Raw genomic sequence first — 19,961 nt, 5'->3', positions numbered from 1 at the left:
TTTACGTTACTCTACTCGGCATCTTATTCACCAAGGTTAGATAATAACAATGCAAATAGAACCGTTAATTCAAGGTGTTGTAGCTCGATCGGCGCATCCGTATGGGTGCCGTGCTTCCATCAAAGAGCAAATTAATTACGTAAAACAAGCTCCGCAGATCCAAAATGGTCCCAAACGGGTTTTGATCATCGGTGCGTCTTCCGGTTTCGGATTGGCTGCTCGCATCGCCCTCACCTTTGGCGGCGCTGAGGCTGACACGATCGGCGTTTCATTCGAGCGTGGACCATCTGATAAGGGCGTTGGTACTGCTGGTTGGTACAACAACATTTACTTTAAAGAAGAAGCGACTCATCACGGTCGAACAGCAGTAAACATCGTGGGCGATGCTTTTTCTGATTCTGTGCGCAACCAAGTAATCGAAGCTATCGAAACTCACTTTGAAGGTGAAGTAGATTTAGTCATTTACAGCTTGGCGACTGGTGTTCGTCCGAAGGCAGAATCTGACGAGTTTTGGCGCAGTGTCATCAAACCTATTGGTGAATCTGTCACTGGTGCATCGATTATGCTGGAAAACGATCAGTGGATAGACTCCACTCTTGCTCCAGCATCAGAAGAAGAAGCTGAAGCAACAATTAAGGTGATGGGCGGAGAAGATTGGGAAAGCTGGATCGATACGCTGATCAACTCTGAATCGGTGGCAAAAGGCTGCAAAACGATCGCCTTCTCTTACATGGGACCCGAAGTCACACACCCAATTTATCTTGATGGCACGCTAGGTCGTGCAAAAGTCGATTTACACCAAACCAGTCATGCATTGAACATAAAGATGGCAAACTTTGGTGGTGGCGCTTACGCGACCGTGTGTAAAGCGCTTGTCACAAAAGCGAGTGTGTTTATTCCTGCTCTCAGTCCTTACCTACTCGCTCTGTATCGTGTGATGAAGGAAAAAGGCACCCACGAACGTTGTATCGAGCAAATGCAACGTCTGTTCACGACGAAGTTGTACGACCAAGAAAAAGTACCTGTCGATGGTGAACGTTTGATTCGAATCGATGATCTGGAGTTAGATCCTCAAGTTCAGAAAGAAGTCAGTGAACTTCTTTCACAAATGAACGCAGATGACTTCAAACAAGTGGGTGACTATGCTGGATTCAAAGACGAATTTATGAAGCTAAATGGCTTCAACTTTGAAGGCGTCGATTACTCTCAAGATATATCGATGAAAGCACTCAAGGCGCTCAAGCCATAAGCTTGCACTTGGATTCTAGCGTCTCACTACTGAGATAGTGCCAAGTATTTCAAAGTCCTGAAAGGTTTTCAGGACTTTTTTTTGTTTCGGGTTCTGCCGCCCCTATACTTAAACTAAACGAATGGTTAAATAACTACTCAACAACAAGAATAAGCTCACATAAAAATTACAACGACTTTCATTCACAGGACGTGAACTTACGGGAAAGGATCACCTTTATGGGCACATTGCAAACCTTGGATTATGAGATCCCCGATTCGATGCGGAGAAGTTGGCAAAACATCGTCAACTTGTTAGCCCGCATTGCGGATGTTCCCACTACGCTTATCATGCGTGTGCATCCAGAGCATATCGAAGTCAATACCTCTAGCGAAACGGAAAATAACCCCTATAAAGTGGGTGACAAAGAAGCCCTTGGACATGGTCTGTATTGTGAACATGTCATTCAACACAAGCGCGAACTCCTGGTCTCGAATGCACTCAAAGACCAGGAATGGAAAGACAACCCGGATATCAAACTTGGTATGATCTCCTATTGTGGGCTGCCTTTGTACTGGCCGAACGGTGAAACCTTCGGTACCATCTGTATGCTAGATACTAAAGAGAACCAATACAGCGACACCTACCGTGAGTTATTAAGTTCTTTCAAAGAATCTATCGAGGCACAACTTGCGGTTGTATTCCAGCAACACAAATTAGTAAGGCTAAATAGCGAACTAAAAAACAGAGTCGAAACGCGCACTACCGACCTTGCGCAACTCAGTTATTCATTGACGAAAGAGATCGACAGACGCAAAGCTGCCGAGAAACAAGTCAACTATCAACAAACTCACGACCAAGGCACTGGCTTTCTTAACCGCGCTGCTTTAGAAGAACAACTAGACGAAGTCATTGAGTCCATCAACCATGACGAGCAATCTTTGGTCGTGATTAACATTGGATTCAGTAACGCCCGTAGCATCCAAACCAAATACGGATTCGAAGCTTTCGACGAAGTGTTGAAGGAGTTTCGCTTTCGTCTTGGTCACAGTGAATCCAGTTATTTTGTCACAGGGCGACCAAGCTCCAACGATCTTGTGCTCATTGTTTCAGGCGAAGATATCGAGCCGAAAGTCCAACATTTACTTGACGAAATTACTCATGTGAGCGTTGGCAATTTTTATATCGATGACAATGAAGTGCATCTTCATTCTTACATTGGTGTCGTCCAAGCTCATCGAAACAGCCATGCCAAGCAACTGCTGCAAAATGCTTGCTATGCAATGTTGTTGTGCAAAGAGTCTGGCGAGTCATACAATTATTTCTGCGAAAGTCATACGCAAGATCTCAACAACCACAATCAACTAGAAAGCTACCTTCTACAGGCAGTTCGTAATGATGACCTGATGTTGTACTTCCAACCTAAGGTGCTTCCCCACACACACAAATGGATAGGTGCAGAAGCGCTGTTACGTTGGCGTCATCCTGTCTTAGGTGATGTCTCAAATGAAGCGCTAATTCATATGGCAGAGCAAAACGGCTTGATCTTTGAGGTGGGTTCATTCGTTTTACGCACAGCCATAGACAAAGCCAAGCAATGGTCTGAGTTAGTGGATAACTTCAAAATTGCCGTTAATGTTTCGCCTATACAATTACAAAACGTTAACTTTGCCGAACAGATAGAACATCTACTTGAAACCTTCCATCTACCAGCACACTTCCTTGAGCTAGAAGTGACTGAGAGCGCTTTAATCGCAGATGAAGTCGTTGCACGTAACACGTTGAATAAACTACACAAGCTCGGAGTTACACTGTCACTAGATGACTTTGGGACGGGCTATGCCTCTTTCAGTTACTTGAAGAAATACCCTTTTGATGCGATTAAAATTGATAAAAGCTTTGTTCAGCAGATGGAAAAATCCGACGATGACAGAGCCATTATTTGTTCCATTATCCATATTGCTAAAAAGCTTGATCTCCAAGTTGTCATTGAAGGTATTGAATCCAGCCAACAAGAGCAGTTTTTAATTGGTGAAGGCTGCGATATCGGACAAGGTTTTTTGTATGGTAAGCCAATGCCTTGTAATGAATTCGAACAAAGTTTGTTTAATCAAAACCTATTAGGTGGCCAATACACCTATTCTTCCTAAGCATTTCCTTTACTCTGTTGGCGGTGGTTTCTATAATCGCCGCCCGCTTCCAATAAAAAGGCCATTATCTTCATGGATCAGTTGACTGCCACGCTTAAGAAAATCGAAAAGCAGAACTACCGCGCATACCAACAAATCAAAGGTCAATACGACTTCGGTGATTTCGACTTGTACATCGACTACGTACAAGGTGACCCGTACGCATCTGCTTCTCGCCTACGTGCAACTCGCGCGTGGTCTTTGACCGGTCTCGAATGGCTAAAAGATGAATCTCCAGCATTCCAGCGTGCAGCTCGTGACTTCATTGCGCGTAGCTTTGATGAGTTTGCAAAGCAAGAGAATACCGTAGCTATCTCACTTAGCGGTCAAACCGTTTTGGACAATACGGCAGTACTTTTCACTGAAGAAGGTATTGAGCTTCGCTTCCGTGTTAACCTGCCAGCTGAAGGTCGCTCTGTTCTTGGCAAAAAAGCGAATAACATTCTGACTTTCTACTTGCCGAAGTTTATTCGTCGCGCAACATTAGAGCGCGAGCTGAACAAAGACGCATTGATTGAGCACTGTAAAGTGGTTGAAGACCAAGCGTCTCTGCGCGAGCAACTTGAAGCAAACAATATAGTCGCTTTTGTGGCGAATGGCAGCATCCTTCCGCGTATTGCAGGTAACTGTGACTTGCCGATGAAAGACGCGGTTGAATTTAAAGCGCCAGAGTCACTTCAAGTAACTTTGCATGCGCCAAACAAAGGTTACGTAACAGGTTTGGGTATTCCAAAAGGCATCACATTGATTGTTGGTGGTGGCTTCCATGGTAAATCAACGTTGCTAAATGCAATTGAACGCTCTATTTACGATCACATCCCTGGTGATGGTCGCGAATACATCGTCACTGATGCGAACGCGATGAAGATTCGTGCAGAAGATGGTCGCTGCGTTCATCACTTGAATTTATCTAACTACATCAACCATTTACCAATGGGTAAAGATACGGCAGATTTCTCTACGCAAGACGCTTCTGGTTCAACCTCTCAGGCTGCTTGGTTGCAAGAATCTATCGAGGCCGGCGCTAGCTCACTGCTTATTGATGAAGATACGTCAGCAACTAACTTTATGATTCGTGATGAACGTATGCAGGCATTGGTTGCCAAAGGCGACGAGCCTATCACGCCTTTAGTAGATCGCATCGGACAATTGCGTGATGAGCTTGAAATCTCGACCATCATCGTTATGGGTGGCTCAGGTGACTACCTAGACGTTGCAGATACCGTTATCCAAATGCACGATTACCAAGCAGTTGATGTAACAGAAAAAGCGAAGCAAGTTATTGCACAGCATCCGACTCAGCGTCACAACGAGTCAGAAGAAAGCTTGCAAACATTCCGCCCTCGTGCGTTAAACCGTGTAGCGCTAATGAACATCCTGACAGACGGCAAGTTCCGTGTGAATGCAAAAGGCAAAGATTCTCTTCGCTTCGGTAAAGAATTCGCAGATCTAAGTGCGCTTGAGCAACTTGAGTCAGCGGATGAAGTAAACACGATTGGTTGGTTGTGGTTCCAAATTGCTCAACTTCCGGGTTGGTGTAACCACCCTGCAAAAGAAATCGAAGACATGCTTACTGGTGAATGGTACGCGACCTTGCCTAAACAAGGCGACTTAGCGAAACCTCGTACATTGGACGTAATGGCAGCGCTGAATCGTATGCGTAAGTCTCAGTTCAAACCTTCTCGTTAATACCCAACGCTCAGCTAACAAAAGGCAGCGATAAACGCTGCCTTTTTAATCTTGTACGAATCATGACGCCCAATACGTGACAATGTAACTTAAAATGAATTCATTATCCGTTTCGAAGTACGTTCCAAGCATTGCATAGCACTCTAAACCTATCTGCATTACCGTTCTCTCGGTCTGGGTGCCAACGTAATGCCAGCTTACGCCATTGTCGGCGAATCTCAGTTCGGGTTGCGTCTGCATCTAGCTCAAACAAATGTAGTGCTTTACTTCGGTCTAGGTCATCAGAGACATTTCCCCCGATGTAACGTTGATATCGACTCCAGAAGTCATTAAGTAGTCGGCGCACCTCGCCTTCGTCCGCTTCGTAGTTCTTCCAATCAAGGTAATACTCTCTTAGAGGATCATTGGTATCAACGCTGTGGCGAGAGGCTTCTATGGCGGACATAAGCACAATATTCATTGCTTCGACTTGCAACCAACCATCGGGATAAAGCGTTTCTTGCAATTGATAGAGCGCGTTCATTAATAAGAAATTTCGCTTGAAAAGATCTTTATCCGGAGATTCATCTAACTGTTGTATGTAGCCCTTTTGGCTGAGCTCATGAGCTAAAGTATGCACCTTCCAATTTGAAGGCTGCTTTCTGAGGATGTCTAAAATGGGCCACAATAATGGGTTTTCCATGTATTGCTGACTGTTTTGGCAAACATTGAGTTGTTCGTCCATGTATCCCCTAACCGTTTAAGTACCTGTTATATAAAGCTAGTCAATTTGTACCATAAACACAAAAAGGCTGACAGTCATAAACCATCAGCCTTTTGAAGCAAGATCTCGTTAACTTAAATAACGCCTAATTCTCTTAAACGTTCCATCAGGTAGCTGTGCGCAGTGTAACGCTCTGAAAGTACCGTATCTGGTTTCGGGTGCAAGAAAAGCGGAAGCGAAATACGCGACTTTTCTTGGCGACCGCCGGTTGGGTTAATCACGCGGTGCGTTGTTGACGGGAAGTAGCCACCAGACGCCTCTTGCAGCATATCACCGATGTTAATGATCAAGTTACCGAAGTCACATGGCACATCTAACCAGTCACCTTCTTTGCTCATTACTTGCAGACCAGGTTCGTTTGCTGCTGGCAGAACCGTTAGTAAGTTAATGTCTTCGTGCGCGGCAGCACGAATTGCGCCAGGCTCTTCTTCACCCGTCATTGGTGGATAGTGAAGAACACGAAGTAGCGTTTTATCGCTGTTGTTAATCATCTCTGACAGCGCAATTGAGAATTTCTCTTGAACGTCTTTTGGTGCGTATTCTTCTACCCAACCAAGCAGTTCTTGAGCGAATGCATTAGCGCGCTCGTAGTACTCTAAAATCTCTTCTCTTAACTGTTCTGGCATCTGACCCCAAGGGTACACGTGAAAGTACTCTTTGATGTCTTTGACTGAATGACCTTTCGCAACTTCAGAAACTGATGGTGGAAAATATCCGTCTTGTGTTTCAACATTGAAGTGGAAATCGTTCTTTTGCTCTGAGCAGAAAAACTCGTACCAGTTTTTGTAAATAGATTCGACCAGCTCTTGAGGAATTGGATGGTTCTTAAGAACACCAAAACCCGTTTCGCGCAGTGAGGTGACGAACTGTTGAGCAGCATCGTCAGCAAGATAATCGACAGTTTCCAGTTTCATGACTTTACTTCTTTTTTATTAGACTGAACGGTGAATTCTATGGATGGGTATGTTGTAAATCAAACTTTAATGAAATGTTTACGCGCAAACGTTTTATTGTTGAGCAGTTTGGCAATATATCAACATAAAAAGTAATCATCTCCTTGTTAAATTAAATAATTGCACACCGTTCAATTAAGTGTAATCATAGAGTCAGTATTTAATTGAAGGATCAATTTCTGTATGAAAAGCACTTCTACCCTGTTGGGTTTGACCATTTTCTACGCCATCGTTTTTCTATATTCTGCACTCGAGCCAAGTTCACGCGCAGTTTGGTTCGCGGAAATCGTACCAGCTATCGGTATTCTTATTGCCATTTGGGCACTGTCTATTCGCTATCAGTTTAGTAACACAGCCTATGTACTGATGTTTATTTGGTTATGCCTTCATACGGTCGGCGCAAAATATACCTTCGCAGAAGTCCCATTTGATTGGTTTAATAACTTAATTGGCTCTGAGCGTAATAACTTTGACCGCGTCGCTCACTTTTCTATCGGCTTGTATGCCTATCCTATTGCTGAATATCTAATTAACAAGAAAAGAATCAGTTCCGGATTTGCATCTTGGTTTGCGTTGTTTGCGATTATGTCACTCGCAGCTGGTTACGAAATCATTGAATGGTGGTATGCGGCAATAGCTGGTGGTGATGAGGGTATTGCCTTTCTGGGTTCACAGGGTGATATATGGGATGCCCAGAAAGACATGTTGTGCGACACCATGGGAGCAATTGTGTCGTTACTTTTACTGACAACTCAGCGTCGACTGGCGAAGCCATTCTAAATACGGGTTAAAACCTTCGACAATTGGGACCTGTACGATTTGAGCGACCTCATACTCGTGCAGGTCTTTTATTTTATCTTCTACTAATGCATAGAGATCTTTGCGTGTCTTGATGATCAACAACCATTCATTGTCGCTGCAGACTTCACCTTTCCACACATAATGACTCTCTATTGCCATCGTCTGAATGCAAGCGGCTAACTGCCCTTCCAGTAGCCCTTTGATGATTTCGTCCCGGTTCTTCTCTGTACCAGAAGTACTCAAGACCATACAGTATTCGTGTTGTTCGCTCATAACTTACTCTTACTTCATCGTTACCTTACCACCAATCATCTTGTAAGCAGGCGTTCCTCTTACTAAGGTGTCTCTTGCAAACTCTTGTTCACAACCAGGGCAAATGCAAGGCGTGTTGGTAAAGTCTTCAACAATACGTTCCTTAAAACATTTAACGAGGGCACCTTTGCCGCCCTTGCGGTACTTGAACAGCTGCGCTTTACATTTGGCGCAATATATCTCGACGGTTTTAGTCGGTTGCTTCTTATTCGGTTTCGCCATCTTTCTTTATTTTTGGTTTTACCCATACGTTGCTGAAATCGAACCACCCTAGTGCATTGCATTTGGCGTTTTGTAGCGCACCACTATGGTCTTTGTTTACGCCTAGCCAACAATGGAACATAGGGATCACTTGGCAGCTCTTCACAAGTTGCCTACCTAACTCACGAGCTGGGAAATCGCTGTGTTGACCAGCACGCCATTGATCCACCAGCCCTGCCCAACCAGAGAAATCATATCCAGCACTGAATTTGTCAATGTCACTGTAATCTAACAACCATCCTGCGAGCGCATCGTTACGGTTGGTGGCGATCCCCATTGCTTTGATCCAAATATCCACTTCTTCTGGTGACGGTGGTTGCGTGTCATAACGGATGAACTCAACCTCAACACCATGTGGCTTTAGCAAGGTTTTGATCGCTTTAGCAATAACAGGAAACATTGGGTGCTTCTTTTGGTAAGCGACGCAAATGACTTTATCTTTCTGAGGTACTTCCCCCGCAGCACTTGGTCTCAGATCGATCCAGCCCGGCTTCAAACCAAAGGCTTGTAACACACCCAGCTCTATGATTTTGTCTTGAGGTACATGAGCATACACCTGGTAACTGTTTAATGTTTGACTAAGAAACTCAGCCCAACGTGGGTCTTTTGCAACACCTGTATTTTTATTCAGTAGTAAGAAGGTGCAACCGGGATCCAGCTCAACCTCGTCAGTAGAGGCTTGTTTATCCATTTGGGGTTTGGTCAAGCTTGGGTAAACCATTGACGAATAGGCTTCATCGATCACCCACACCTCTACTTGGTCTAACAGAGGACGTAACCCAAAGTAGCCATCAAACGCAGTCAAAATTAAGCGCTTGTCGTCATTTACTTTCACTTGGAATGGTCCAGTCCCTACTGGCTTTCTATCGAATTCTTCCGAACGCAGCGTGCTCGGTAAGAGTACTTTTGCTTGGGATTCACTCAGAGCAAGTGGTAAGTACTTATCTGGACGAACAAGATGAATATCCACCGTCCAAGGCTCTGGCGACATTACATTTTCAATATGAGAGAAAAGATTCAACTCGCTTAACGCACTAATACTCTCAATGACACAGTCGGTGGTCAGTAGTTCACCGTTATGAAAACGAACACCTCGACGTAAATAGAAACGCCAATGAGTGTCTGAAAGCGCTTCCCAATAATGCGCCAAATCCGGTTGGAGGTGTTCATTATCATCCAGTCTAGTTAATCCACTGAATACCTGACGCGCGATATGCTGCTCAGAACGGCGCATCGGCTTTTGAGGGTTCAACATCGCAAGTGGTCGGTAGTACGGCAAACGCACAACTTGCTCACCTTGACGATGTTGGAGACCAAGATAACCTTGAATAACTTGGGTAAGCTTGGCGGCGTCATTATCTAGCGCCTCCAACGCTTGACCAATTTTACCTTCATCTAGATAACGGCGTGCGAGGTTCTCGCTAACATCACTGCGATTACGTTTAAAAATGAGTGTAGAAAGCTTTCCTCGACCAGCGGCAGGATGCCATTCAATCCACCCTTCTTCCTCTAATTTATTGAGGACGATTCGAGCGTTTCGGCGAGTACAGAAAAGTGCATCGGTAATATCTTCGAGTTGAACTTCCGTGTTATTACCAGAGAATTTTTCAAACAGTGTTTCGAATTGAACACGTAAACGAGGGCTACCCATAAAGAGGAAATTTTAGTTTTCATAACGATAAACTAAGTTTCCTCATTTTTTGCAAAAAGTGCAAACCTAGACATGCAAATTATTGAATGTCGATACCAATTTCTTGCGCTAGTTGGCGTAATTGATCTTCATCATCGAGTTTGATCGACCATTTTGTTTCTGCACCATGTGCCAAAACAACGTTTGCACCACGACCAAGTAACTGAATCGCATCGACTTGTGCTTGCATTGTAACCATGCCGTTACCATTGAGTTTAATAACGACTTCTCGCTGCGTTGCGATGATTTTACCAAGAGAAAATTCAATAACCATGTTCGTCTTCTACTCGTTAATGTGACTTTTCTTTTTGGTGTTTCACGGCGATCGTCAGTCGGCTGGTGCAAACTAATCGACCTCGTTCATCAGCGATGTCGATTTGCCACACCTGAGTTGAGACGCCGAGATGAACGGGCTTTGCAGTGCCAATGACATAGCCGCTACGCATTGCACGGACGTGGTTAGCGTTAATATCTAATCCAACGCAATAACTGCCTTCTCCAACACAAAAGTTTGCAGCGAGCGAGCCTAAAGTCTCTGCCAAGACGACAGACGCACCACCATGAAGCATACCCAGTGGCTGATGTGTAAAACTGCAAACAGGCATGGTTGCTGATAGCGAATCATCAGTAAAATCGGTGTAAACGATTTGCAGGTGTTCCATCATGGTGTTTTTTGATGTGGCGTTAAGAATGTCCAAGTCGATTGGCTTTTTCCAGATACTCATTTGTTCGCTCTTATCTCATCCAGTGTTGCACTGGTGCTCAGTCTTTAAAAGTGCGTCTAGCATAGACCTGAATGCATCGTTACTTCAAGGCGCAACGCATCACATAATGTGATTTATGTATTCCCAAATAACCTAGAGATACGTCGTTAAGCGAGAATGGCTTAAAGTTTCTTTACTAAGCGTTATACTATTGGTACAAAACAGAAAAAATACTTATGGACCCCATTATGAGAACATGGATTAAAGCCTCAATTCTTATGACCGTTGCTGGCTTAACAGCATGTAGCGCTTCACCGACAGGTCGAAACCAAATCTTGATGTTTTCCGACCAAGAGATGTCTTCTCTCGGTGCCAAATCTTTCGAGCAAATGAAGAAAGAAATACCGATTAGCAAAGACAAAAAGACCAACGCTTATGTTCAATGCGTGGCGAAGCAAATCACAGACACTATCCCTCCTCAGCCGGGCTTTAAAGATTGGGAAGTGGTGGTTTTTGATAGTGGCCAAGTCAACGCCTTCGCCCTTCCTGGAGGGAAGATTGGTGTATACACGGGCTTATTGAAAGTAGCGAAGAACCAAGATCAGCTAGCGACCGTAATTGGTCACGAGGTTGCACACGTACTTGCTGACCACAGTAATGAGCGTCTGTCTCAAAGCCAATTAGCAAATGCTGGATTGTCTCTAGCCAATGTCGCAATTGGTGCATCTGAATATAAACAATACCAACAAATGACAATGGCAGCGCTTGGTGTTGGCGTGCAATATGGGGTAATTTTACCTTACGGTCGTACGCAAGAGTCCGAAGCAGATATTGTGGGTTTAGGGTACATGGCGAAAGCAGGTTTCGATCCAAATCAAAGCGTCGATCTTTGGAAAAATATGAGCGCGGCTGGTGGCGCCCAACCGCCAGAATTTTTCTCTACTCACCCATCACACAGCACGCGTATTCGTGATTTGCAGGCGACGATTAAAACGCTGCCTACTTCGAACGTAAAAGCACCGAAATGTGGTTAAATTGCTTAGCCAATCTAGTGTAAGCAGCTTACTACTCTCTAGCTCGCTTTCTCAAACGAGTTAAACGAGCAAATAGAAGTCAAAAAGAAAGCTCCATCGGGAGCTTTCTTTTTATTTAATTCGCATTAGCCCTTTACGTACCAAGGATTTGCAGCGGCAGGCTTAGCAGGCTGTCGCCAAGACCCGCAAAATACCAAATGATAGCAATGAAGCCTCCAATGGACACTAGATACCAAGCGAAAGAGAAAAGCTGCCCATATCGAGTTAAAGGCAACAAATGACTATGGTGTCTTGTGCGCCACTCCACCACAACTTCCAACATCCCCATGATGAGCAAGAACCCCAACAACGTTAAACCGAATGCGTAGCTAATATAGATACCCAATGCTGCAGTCGCGACGCTACCGGCTAGACCAATCCATGAGTTCATGGAGAAAGTAATACTCTTCAGTACATGTCCACCGTCTAGAGGTAAAATCGGCAATAGGTTAAAGAGGTTTAACAAGGCGTTAAATACCGCAAGACCGGCAAAGATCATCTCTCCCGTCACCCAGTACAAAATTGTAAATACAATACTCAACACCAATCCAAAGAAAGGTCCCATGATCGAGATAACAACGTCTTGCCAGCGTGTATTGATCTTTTCATCGCTCAGCGCCAACCCGCCCAAAAAAGGAATGAGATATATCCCCTTCGTTTTCATACCGAAGTATTTCATTGCACGGATATGCCCGTATTCGTGAAAGACCAGGCATGCAACGAGCGCAAGCGCGAACTCTATCGAGAACAACCATGAGTAGGCAGCTAAACTCGCAGACGCTAACGCAACCTTAATCACTTTCGCACTCTTAAGCGCTTTCATTCCCAGCGACACAAGACCAATGATGCTAAAGCGCTTTTCTGTTGGTGGCGGCTCAACTGGAACTTGTTGCTCAATATCCTTTTCATTGCGAGTTCCTTCAGCCACAAGAGCCTCATTAACCGTAGCTTGATATTTGAAGTCAAAAGGTTGCCAATTTAACTCACAGCTCAGTTGGCAGTTCAATACCTGCTCTCCAGAAGAAAGTTTGAATTGATGTTGCGTCTTGCCGGAATCATCATCACTAGCATCAATTTGTGATACCAAAGTGTTATCCCAAAACAGTTGTTGCCAACCCGCCATAGAACCTTCCAGCCTAAGCGATTTCCCCAAAAATTCGATGTGTAGTAATTCCAACGCGATTTCCAATGCGATAAGCACAAAGTGGGAATTATGCCTGTAATGGAATAGAACGCAAAGCATGTTAACAACAGGTGTTTGGTTAGCGATTAACCATAAGATTTACAAAACAAGTCTGGTCGTACCATTTGCTATAAAAATATCACCATAATACATGACCTTATTAATTGCTGTTTGACCTATGCATCAAATTTAAAACGCAATATACGTCTAATCTTTGACAAGATAATAAACATACAATTAACATTATATTTACATTGCAGTTGTAATTCTAACCGACAGCAACTGGTGTAAAAGGCATACAACAAATACAAAGACTTCGGTCTAACATAATGACACCCTAGGAGGGTCAAGGATGAACAAGAAGCACTGCTCTCTGCTTACAATTTCAATATTGTTTGCGTGTAATGCCCAATCTGCGGGCTTTCAGGTTGCTGAACACTCGGCATCTGGTCTTGGTAGAGCATTTTCAGGTGAAGGCGCGGTTGCGGATAACGCAAGCGTTTTAGCGCGTAACCCGGCTGCGATGACACTTTTTAAAGAAGCTCAGTTTTCAGGTGCGCTATCCATCGTCGATCCTGAAGTTAACGTCTACGACACTTACCATAAAGAACATGCAAAAGACGTAGCTCCGCTGCAAATCGTTCCTGCTGGCTACTACATTAGCCCTATTAACGATCAATGGGCTTGGGGTCTTGGTATGTTCACAACCTACGGTGTTGCCACTGACTACCCGAATGATATCTCTGCCGGTGATATGGCAGGCGATACTTCTTTGCTGTCTGTAAATATCAACCCTAACATTGCTTACCGCATCAATGAACAATTCAGTGTTGGTGGTGGTATTAACCTTGTCTACGCGCAAGCGGAATTGACTCGTCATAAAGGTGCCCTAGCTCCCCTATTTGGTCCTGGTAGTAAAAAGTCTGACAACCTAATAGGTATGGAAGGCGATACGTTTGCCTGGGGCTGGAACATCGGTGCGCTATATGAGTACAACGAAAATAACCGCTTTGGTTTCGGCTATCGCTCTAAAGTGGATTTAGACTTCGACAATGGTGAGTTCAGTAGCTATGACTCTGGCATCGCAACGGCACCAAAAGTCGATGGTCGACTACAAATTTCGCTTCCTTCTATCATCGAACTATCTGCATTCCACCAACTAAACGACAAGTGGGCTATCCACTACGGTTGGCAGCAAACAGATTGGAGCACATTTAAAGAACTAAAAGCGACGAGCCCACAATGTAACGACGGCACCGCTGGTCAATGTTTCTTTAAACCTGAGAAATACGAAGACAATAACCGCTACTCTTTCGGTGGTACATATACTCTGAACAATCAATGGACATTACGCGCTGGTATCGCATTTGACGAACAAGCGGGTAAAGCGACGTTGAGTATTCCTGATAGCGACCGTTTCTGGTACAGCGCGGGTGTGACTTATGTAATGCAAGAAAACTTAAGCTTCGATGCTGGTTTTGCCTTTGTTAAGAGTAAGTCTGGCTCGTTCACTGAAACAAACGCAGCAGATCAAGAGATCACATTTGATTCAGAAGGTACGGCTTACATCAGTGCTGTACAGATGAACTACACCTTCAAATAATCAGGATTAACGGAGTAAACCAATGAAACATACGTTTAAATTATCACTGCTTTGTTCTGCAATCCTACTTGCAGGTTGTGGTGACGACACTTCTAGCTCAGGCACTTCAGATACCGCAACGTTTGAACCTGCGGTTCAGGCACTACTTGATCGTAACACGTCGGTTAGTTTCACGGTTCAAGGTTCGAATGCTGATGTACCAGCGCCTTCTTACTTGCTAATGGATAAAACAGATGGCACGCTCGGTCTGCCGACTGGTGGTGATGATGCGCTAACCAACCCTCGCGCCGCCATGAACACCATGGATGGTTGGTCAACATCAATGCCAATCGTTCTGAATTTCAACGGTGCAGGCTTCGCTGATGGTTTAGTAACGTCGGGTATTAGCGTTATTAAGCTAAATCAACGCATCACCGATTGGGATGGTAAGACAAACCCAATCGAAAAAGTTTTAAAGATCCAAGATGGCGCAACTGCTGATGCAGACTTCCAAGTCGTATCAAGTGGTAAGAGTCTTTACATCCAATTCGCAGACTCATTCGATGAATCAAGCGAATACATTTTTGCAGTGACTCAAGCAGTAAAAGATGTAAATGGTGACGCAATCGGTACATCCGGTAGTTACGCAACGGCAAAATCGAAAGAAGTCGTATACGAATCTGGTGATCTTGCTTCTCTACAAGCTGCAACAACGGCGGTTGAAGGAATCTTTGGTCTTGCTACTCAATCTGGCTTACTAAACGTTGTACCTTCAGACATCATCTACTCGTCATGGTTTAGCACACAGTCGGTAGGTGACACACTTGCAGCAGTGAAAGGCGTAACCGCAACCGGTTTTGCTACCGGTGCAAACACGCTCAACACGGTTTACAAGAATGACACTAACCCAGGTTCGGTCGACCTTGCGACTGCATACACGATGTCATTGGGTGCGACTCAAGACTTCATTACTGCGTTAGACGCAGATGAAGACTTCAACAAATACATCAGTGACTTAGACTCAACAAAGACCGCAATAAAAGGGCTTTACGCGAATGCCGGTGTTTCAGTCAACGTAACTCAGGGTGTGGTGAGACTACCTTACTATCTAGAGAAAGGTGCTGACTGGAACATGCAGCCAATGGTTTCAGCAATGCCAAGCCTTGTGAAACTGCAAGCCGCCTTATCAAACAAAGATGAACAAGCAGGCATAATTCAGCAGTTGTCTAGTGGTGAATTTGCAAATGACCCTGTTGATGTGAGCAAGCTCGCTACTGATCCTACTGAGCAGCTAAAGCTTGTTGGCGCCAATCTAAAACTATCTGACGGCACTCCATTGGATAGTGACCGAGTGATCACTCGATACTCACCAGTGCCAGCGGTTAAGTCTCTAGAAGATGTCGAGTTCCTGTTGTTCACTCCAGAAACTGGCACGCCGACCAACGTTGTGATTTATCAACATGGTATTACTTCAGCAAAAGAAAATGCTTACGCTTTTGCCTTTAACATGGTTAAAGCTGGCGTAGCGGTGATCGCTATCGACTTACCAATTCATGGCACTCGTAGCTTGGATGACCAACGTTCTGCAAATTCAAACGTGTTAGCATATTTGAACTTGTCTAACTTGGCAGTAGCGCGTGATAACCTTCGCCAAAGTGTCCTTGACGTATTAGGTCTTCGCGCAAGTCTTGTGGTTTCTGCTCAAGCGGGTCTTCTTGCGAATAGCCCACTTAAAGGGTTTAACCCAGCAACTGGCTCAAAAGTTAAGATGCTTGGTCACTCATTAGGAGGCATCGTTGGTACGTCAGTCGTTGCAGCAGCAAACAACTCTCTGGGCTCAGTATCAGCAGATGCGTTGTACAACTTCAGTAGTGCATCTATCCAAAACTCTGGTGGTCAAATCGGTAACTTACTGCTTGGTTCTTCCAACTTTGGTCCGCAAATCAAACATAACCTAGCGTACGCGGCGTCCGCAGACTATGCGAGTTATGCAGATGCATCTTGTGCAGAACTTAGCGATAAAGTGTGTTACGAAACGTTTGAGAAAGGCGCAAGCCCTGAAGCTCTGGCTCAATTAAACGCTGGTTTCTCTAGCTTTATCTATGCTGCGCAAACAACACTTGATACCGTTGACCCGTTCACAAATGCTGCTGATCTTATGAAGACTGGTTCGTTATCAACACCATTCTTCATGACAGAAGTAGATGGTGATGCAACCGTTCCAAACAACGTACCTAATGCGCCATTTGCAGGTACCGAGCCACTTGCGAAGAAGCTAGGCTTGAAAACGGTTAACAGCTCAGACACTGCTGTGAATGCAACAGCAAGCTTCGTCCAATTTAACGCAACGGCATCACACAGCACGTTTGCCTCTCCGGCAGGTACGTTGGCAGACCTTCCTCACCACGCAGAAATGCAGGCTGAGAATGCTGATTTTGTAGTGGATGATGCACTAAGCAAAGTAAGTAATGCGACAGTACTAAAATAATCTTGTACATCCCCTCAAAGCCCAGTTTCTACTGGGCTTTTTTGTTTCTATGCCTTTCAGACCCACTCATAGTTTCCTCTGCTATAGTTAAAACGATGTCTTTGTCTAACTCACTTGTTTGAAAAGGAAAACTCTATGCGCGTATTGACCGTGATTGCCACTGCACTACTTCTTGCCGCTTGCGGCAGCAGCCAATATCTTATGTCAACGAATGAAGGGAAAATCATCACCTCGTATGGCAAACCAGATCTCAATGAAGATACTGGCATGTACGAGTATGAAGACGTGGATGGCAAAGAAATGAGTATCTCACAAGACCAAATCGTACAAATTATCGAACGTTAGATCCTTTGCCTCCTGTCAAGTCAGGGGGCATTTTCAATCAATCTCCCTACCATCGATAACATTCATCAATGCAACTGATTCATCATTCAAAACAATCAACACCCTTATTTATATTCTAGATATTATTTGTTTAGCCAATATTTTACATCTTCACTCCTTTCAGGTTGGAATATTGTAAAATCTCGCCTTTAATTCTCTAACACCCTTTTATTTCTCAGGATAAAGTGGATAATACCGCCACCAAAAAACATTACTAAGGTGAGTCCTTATGTCTATCGAAGCTACTCTGCTTGCTCGCTGCGAGTCAAAATGTGAACTGTGTTCTTCTGAAACTCAACTAACTGCTTACGCTGTGCCACCACACGGCAACGTAACGGTTGATACTGCTATCATGGTTTGTGATAAGTGTCATGGTGAGATCGAAGACCCTAAAGACATTAACCACTGGCGCTGCTTGAACGACAGCATGTGGAGTCAGGTTCCTGCAGTACAAGTAACTGCATGGCGCCAACTTACTCGCCTAAACACAGAAAGCTGGGCTCAAGATGCTCTTGACATGATGTACATGGAAGAAGAGCAAATGAACTGGGCAATGAAAGGTATGTCTGCTGACGATAAAACTGTTGACTGCAACGGCACTGAACTTAAGAAAGGTGACGATGTAACAGTAATCAAAGACCTACCAGTTAAAGGTACAAACCAAGTAATCAAACAAGGTACTGTTATTCGCGGTATCAGCCTTGGTGATGATCCTAAACTTGTTTCAGGTAAGGCAAACGGTGGTCAGTCAATGTACGTGATCGCTGAGTACTGCCGTAAGAAGTAATCCCAACATTACTTTCGAATTGAACGGGGTTCCAGTTGGAACCCCGTTTTCGTTTCTGCAGTCCTGCACCTTTTGTCTTATCTAGCTCACTACTTACTACCCACCTACACGACCTATCCTTTTCCGCTCGTCACTTTCGCTCATAGCCATTTTCATTTAAGGTTCAACAAGGAAGAATTAAGATGGACTGTAGTATGAAAAAGTTAACCATCCTTGACGGCGGTATGGGAAGAGAGCTGAAACGCATGGGAGCCCCATTCTCTCAACCACTTTGGAGCGCACAAACACTGATTGAATCGCCAGAATTCGTTTACCAAGCGCATAACAACTTTATCCACGCTGGCGCAGAGATCATCATTACCAACAGCTATGCTTGTGTACCATTCCATCTGGGACAAGAACTTTACGAACAACAAGGTAGTGAACTAGCACGCTTTGCAGCCCAAATTGCTCGTGAATGTGTAGATAAGTCACCGGAACGCGTTCTAGTAGCTGGTTGTATGCCACCAGCGTTTGGTAGTTATCGACCAGATCTGTTCGAACCCAAATTAGGTGAAATCATTTCCAAGACTTTGTTTGAAGCTCAAGAAGATTATGTAGACCTTTGGCTAGCGGAGACCATATGCAGTTTAGAGGAGCTAAAGTGTTTACAAAGAGTCTTCACAAGCAGCACCAAACCTACTGCGTATGCCTTTTCTTTAAGTGATGACTCATTGGAAACCGCGTTGTTGCGCTCTGGAGAAACCGTTATCCAAGCCATTGAGCATATTGCACAAAGTGCTGACAACACCAATACCATCAGCGTTTACTTTAACTGCTCGGTACCTGAAGTAATGGCAAAAGCGGTCAGTGATACCAAAGCAGTTTTAGACCAACACAAGCTAGATATTGAAATTGGGGTTTACGCGAACAACTTCACCGCAATCAAATCTAATCACGAAGCCAACAGCGCATTACAAGCGATGCGAGAACTCTCACCAAAAGAGTACTTAACTTTTGCACAAAAATGGCATCGGTGCGGGGCAACCATTATAGGTGGGTGCTGCGGTATTGGACCAGAACACATCAAAGCGCTTTCGGATTGGAAGGCATCCCTTTAGTTCATTTATCGAATCTCACCCGCGACAGTCTGCACACGATTAAAAGTCCCTGGCTCAGTCACCCACGCCGCAACAGCATCAATGTTGTTGATGGGCTGATTGAGCTTAAACGTCCACTCTCCACTCTTTGAGCGCCCTTGTTGTTTCTCCAATGCAACGAAATTATGTTCTAGTACTTTCCCTCGGTTTTCACCGCGCTTAACTGGTGTGGTTTCATTACTTGAGAGAAACACAATCGTTGCATCATACGAGCCTTTCTCTTCAAACCGTAAAGAGAATTGGTTGCCAGAGCGCTCTAGTGTCAATGATTGGGCTTTTACGTTGTCGTTGCTGGGTAATACGCGCTTGCGCCAATTAAAAAAGCCGCGCCATTCTTCCCTATCAACGACAAATGCTGGAGTATAGACACTCCCTACCGCGCCATAAGCGCGATACAAACGTTGCAGCTGAGAGAATTCAGGCTTTGCAAATTTGTCTTTCCAACCAAGATAGTCCCAATAATCAACGTGGTATGCGACAGGAATGTACTTTTCCCACAAATCAGGGCTGGATTGAAACGTAGAAAGGTATTTGTCTGCAGGTGGGCAACTTGAACAGCCTTCTGAAGTAAATAGCTCTATCACTTGTGCGGGCTGTCCTTCATGAACCCAACTTTGTGATGCAGAAAGACTGGTAATAGCAGCAAGTGCAATCGCGTTAATCATAGGCAGCTCCTTTTCTTTGATACTGACTATGACCGTACGAGCAAGAGATAGCTTTCAATGCGGTCTTAGG

19 protein-coding genes are annotated in these 19,961 nt (G+C 44.5%); 10 read left to right on the top strand and 9 right to left on the bottom strand.

Annotated features, from left to right (window positions below; all coding sequences use genetic code 11):
- The first annotated feature begins 49 nt into the window (after positions 1 to 49).
- The 3 genes from fabV to VHA02S_RS17720 all read left to right on the top strand — a co-directional run bounded on the left by fabV (position 50) and on the right by VHA02S_RS17720 (position 5,106).
- A complete protein-coding gene (gene fabV / locus VHA02S_RS17730; protein WP_038898929.1) occupies positions 50 to 1,249 on the top strand; it encodes an enoyl-ACP reductase FabV in 1,200 nt (399 codons plus the stop codon).
- A 218-nt stretch (positions 1,250 to 1,467) separates the two neighbouring features.
- Positions 1,468 to 3,378 (top strand): bifunctional diguanylate cyclase/phosphodiesterase, encoded by a 1,911-nt coding sequence (locus tag VHA02S_RS17725; protein ID WP_009696688.1) that lies wholly within the window; start codon positions 1,468 to 1,470, stop codon positions 3,376 to 3,378.
- Positions 3,379 to 3,450: 72 nt separating this feature from the next.
- Positions 3,451 to 5,106: an ABC-ATPase domain-containing protein gene (locus VHA02S_RS17720; protein WP_038898928.1), complete on the top strand. Its 1,656-nt coding sequence runs from the start codon at positions 3,451 to 3,453 to the stop codon at positions 5,104 to 5,106.
- A 103-nt stretch (positions 5,107 to 5,209) separates the two neighbouring features.
- On the opposite strand, the gene VHA02S_RS17715 is transcribed toward VHA02S_RS17720, so the two are convergent.
- Together VHA02S_RS17715 and VHA02S_RS17710 are read right to left on the bottom strand one after the other, a co-directional pair.
- The gene (locus VHA02S_RS17715; protein WP_005451766.1) at positions 5,210 to 5,830 is read right to left on the bottom strand and encodes a DNA-J related domain-containing protein; all 621 of its coding nucleotides are present in this window, start codon (positions 5,828 to 5,830) and stop codon (positions 5,210 to 5,212) included.
- Between the two features lie 113 nt (positions 5,831 to 5,943).
- Positions 5,944 to 6,783, bottom strand: coding sequence for an isopenicillin N synthase family dioxygenase (locus VHA02S_RS17710; protein WP_005451765.1), 840 nt, complete (start codon positions 6,781 to 6,783; stop codon positions 5,944 to 5,946).
- A gap of 222 nt (positions 6,784 to 7,005) precedes the next feature.
- Between VHA02S_RS17710 and VHA02S_RS17705 the strand changes: the two genes are divergently transcribed.
- Positions 7,006 to 7,602 carry a DUF2238 domain-containing protein gene (locus tag VHA02S_RS17705; protein WP_038898927.1) on the top strand — a complete coding sequence of 199 codons (597 nt, stop codon included), beginning with the start codon at positions 7,006 to 7,008 and terminating at the stop codon, positions 7,600 to 7,602.
- Here VHA02S_RS17705 and cutA read toward each other — a convergent pair.
- The 5 genes from cutA to VHA02S_RS17680 all read right to left on the bottom strand — a co-directional run bounded on the left by cutA (position 7,564) and on the right by VHA02S_RS17680 (position 10,611).
- A complete protein-coding gene (gene cutA / locus VHA02S_RS17700) occupies positions 7,564 to 7,896 on the bottom strand; it encodes a divalent-cation tolerance protein CutA (protein WP_017189039.1) in 333 nt (110 codons plus the stop codon). The two genes, VHA02S_RS17705 and cutA, sit on opposite strands and share 39 nt — an antisense overlap.
- Positions 7,897 to 7,905: 9 nt before the next feature.
- Complete coding sequence (locus tag VHA02S_RS17695) at positions 7,906 to 8,157, bottom strand: hypothetical protein (RefSeq protein WP_005451762.1); 252 nt, start codon at positions 8,155 to 8,157, stop codon at positions 7,906 to 7,908.
- The gene (locus tag VHA02S_RS17690; protein WP_038898926.1) at positions 8,141 to 9,847 is read right to left on the bottom strand and encodes an SgrR family transcriptional regulator; all 1,707 of its coding nucleotides are present in this window, start codon (positions 9,845 to 9,847) and stop codon (positions 8,141 to 8,143) included. Before VHA02S_RS17690 ends, VHA02S_RS17695 begins: the two co-directional genes overlap by 17 nt.
- 79 nt (positions 9,848 to 9,926) lie before the next feature.
- Positions 9,927 to 10,160, bottom strand: a complete 234-nt coding sequence (locus tag VHA02S_RS17685) for a DUF3389 domain-containing protein (protein ID WP_009701825.1) — start codon at positions 10,158 to 10,160, stop codon at positions 9,927 to 9,929.
- 16 nt (positions 10,161 to 10,176) lie between these two features.
- The gene (locus VHA02S_RS17680) at positions 10,177 to 10,611 is read right to left on the bottom strand and encodes a hotdog fold thioesterase (RefSeq protein WP_009701824.1); all 435 of its coding nucleotides are present in this window, start codon (positions 10,609 to 10,611) and stop codon (positions 10,177 to 10,179) included.
- Positions 10,612 to 10,838: 227 nt separating this feature from the next.
- On the opposite strand from VHA02S_RS17680, the gene VHA02S_RS17675 reads away from it, so the two are divergent.
- The gene (locus tag VHA02S_RS17675; protein WP_038898924.1) at positions 10,839 to 11,624 is read left to right on the top strand and encodes a M48 family metallopeptidase; all 786 of its coding nucleotides are present in this window, start codon (positions 10,839 to 10,841) and stop codon (positions 11,622 to 11,624) included.
- Between the two features lie 133 nt (positions 11,625 to 11,757).
- Here VHA02S_RS17675 and VHA02S_RS17670 read toward each other — a convergent pair whose 3' ends face one another.
- Positions 11,758 to 12,840, bottom strand: a complete 1,083-nt coding sequence (locus tag VHA02S_RS17670) for a site-2 protease family protein (protein WP_009701822.1) — start codon at positions 12,838 to 12,840, stop codon at positions 11,758 to 11,760.
- A gap of 358 nt (positions 12,841 to 13,198) precedes the next feature.
- Here VHA02S_RS17670 and VHA02S_RS17665 point away from each other — a divergent pair, with 358 nt between their 5' ends.
- From VHA02S_RS17665 to VHA02S_RS17645, 5 genes are all read left to right on the top strand, one after another.
- Positions 13,199 to 14,449, top strand: coding sequence for an outer membrane protein transport protein (locus VHA02S_RS17665; protein WP_005451753.1), 1,251 nt, complete (start codon positions 13,199 to 13,201; stop codon positions 14,447 to 14,449).
- 22 nt (positions 14,450 to 14,471) lie between these two features.
- On the top strand, positions 14,472 to 16,916 hold the full coding sequence (locus VHA02S_RS17660) for a VolA/Pla-1 family phospholipase (protein ID WP_038898923.1): 2,445 nt from the start codon (positions 14,472 to 14,474) through the stop codon (positions 16,914 to 16,916).
- A 135-nt stretch (positions 16,917 to 17,051) separates the two neighbouring features.
- Positions 17,052 to 17,261 (top strand): YgdI/YgdR family lipoprotein, encoded by a 210-nt coding sequence (locus VHA02S_RS17655; protein WP_005451749.1) that lies wholly within the window; start codon positions 17,052 to 17,054, stop codon positions 17,259 to 17,261.
- Positions 17,262 to 17,529: 268 nt separating this feature from the next.
- On the top strand, positions 17,530 to 18,087 hold the full coding sequence (locus VHA02S_RS17650; protein WP_005451748.1) for a PhnA domain-containing protein: 558 nt from the start codon (positions 17,530 to 17,532) through the stop codon (positions 18,085 to 18,087).
- A gap of 194 nt (positions 18,088 to 18,281) precedes the next feature.
- Positions 18,282 to 19,187, top strand: a complete 906-nt coding sequence (locus VHA02S_RS17645; protein ID WP_038898980.1) for a homocysteine S-methyltransferase family protein — start codon at positions 18,282 to 18,284, stop codon at positions 19,185 to 19,187.
- Between the two features lie 5 nt (positions 19,188 to 19,192).
- Here the strand turns inward: VHA02S_RS17645 and VHA02S_RS17640 are convergent, their stop codons facing one another.
- Entirely contained in the window at positions 19,193 to 19,891 is a 699-nt protein-coding gene (locus VHA02S_RS17640; protein ID WP_038898922.1) for a DUF1223 domain-containing protein, read from the bottom strand.
- Positions 19,892 to 19,961: the final 70 nt, after the last annotated feature.

The sequence above is a fragment of the Vibrio harveyi NBRC 15634 = ATCC 14126 = KCTC 12724 genome (assembly GCF_001591145.1).
In the GTDB taxonomy this organism is placed as follows: domain Bacteria; phylum Pseudomonadota; class Gammaproteobacteria; order Enterobacterales; family Vibrionaceae; genus Vibrio; species Vibrio harveyi.
Note: the sequence above shows the minus strand (reverse complement) of the source record. Positions and strands in the feature narration are given on the sequence as shown.

Bases quoted from the DNA above. Each gene is read 5' to 3' on its own strand.
- fabV (WP_038898929.1), top strand. From the start codon at position 50: ATGCAAATAGAACCGTTAATTCAAGGTGTTGTAGCTCGATCGGCGCAT.
- VHA02S_RS17725 (WP_009696688.1), top strand. From the start codon at position 1,468: ATGGGCACATTGCAAACCTTGGATTATGAGATCCCCGATTCGATGCGG.
- VHA02S_RS17720 (WP_038898928.1), top strand. From the start codon at position 3,451: ATGGATCAGTTGACTGCCACGCTTAAGAAAATCGAAAAGCAGAACTAC.
- VHA02S_RS17715 (WP_005451766.1), bottom strand. From the start codon at position 5,830: ATGGACGAACAACTCAATGTTTGCCAAAACAGTCAGCAATACATGGAA.
- VHA02S_RS17710 (WP_005451765.1), bottom strand. From the start codon at position 6,783: ATGAAACTGGAAACTGTCGATTATCTTGCTGACGATGCTGCTCAACAG.
- VHA02S_RS17705 (WP_038898927.1), top strand. From the start codon at position 7,006: ATGAAAAGCACTTCTACCCTGTTGGGTTTGACCATTTTCTACGCCATC.
- cutA (WP_017189039.1), bottom strand. From the start codon at position 7,896: ATGAGCGAACAACACGAATACTGTATGGTCTTGAGTACTTCTGGTACA.
- VHA02S_RS17695 (WP_005451762.1), bottom strand. From the start codon at position 8,157: ATGGCGAAACCGAATAAGAAGCAACCGACTAAAACCGTCGAGATATAT.
- VHA02S_RS17690 (WP_038898926.1), bottom strand. From the start codon at position 9,847: ATGGGTAGCCCTCGTTTACGTGTTCAATTCGAAACACTGTTTGAAAAA.
- VHA02S_RS17685 (WP_009701825.1), bottom strand. From the start codon at position 10,160: ATGGTTATTGAATTTTCTCTTGGTAAAATCATCGCAACGCAGCGAGAA.
- VHA02S_RS17680 (WP_009701824.1), bottom strand. From the start codon at position 10,611: ATGAGTATCTGGAAAAAGCCAATCGACTTGGACATTCTTAACGCCACA.
- VHA02S_RS17675 (WP_038898924.1), top strand. From the start codon at position 10,839: ATGAGAACATGGATTAAAGCCTCAATTCTTATGACCGTTGCTGGCTTA.
- VHA02S_RS17665 (WP_005451753.1), top strand. From the start codon at position 13,199: ATGAACAAGAAGCACTGCTCTCTGCTTACAATTTCAATATTGTTTGCG.
- VHA02S_RS17660 (WP_038898923.1), top strand. From the start codon at position 14,472: ATGAAACATACGTTTAAATTATCACTGCTTTGTTCTGCAATCCTACTT.
- VHA02S_RS17655 (WP_005451749.1), top strand. From the start codon at position 17,052: ATGCGCGTATTGACCGTGATTGCCACTGCACTACTTCTTGCCGCTTGC.
- VHA02S_RS17650 (WP_005451748.1), top strand. From the start codon at position 17,530: ATGTCTATCGAAGCTACTCTGCTTGCTCGCTGCGAGTCAAAATGTGAA.
- VHA02S_RS17645 (WP_038898980.1), top strand. From the start codon at position 18,282: ATGAAAAAGTTAACCATCCTTGACGGCGGTATGGGAAGAGAGCTGAAA.
- VHA02S_RS17640 (WP_038898922.1), bottom strand. From the start codon at position 19,891: ATGATTAACGCGATTGCACTTGCTGCTATTACCAGTCTTTCTGCATCA.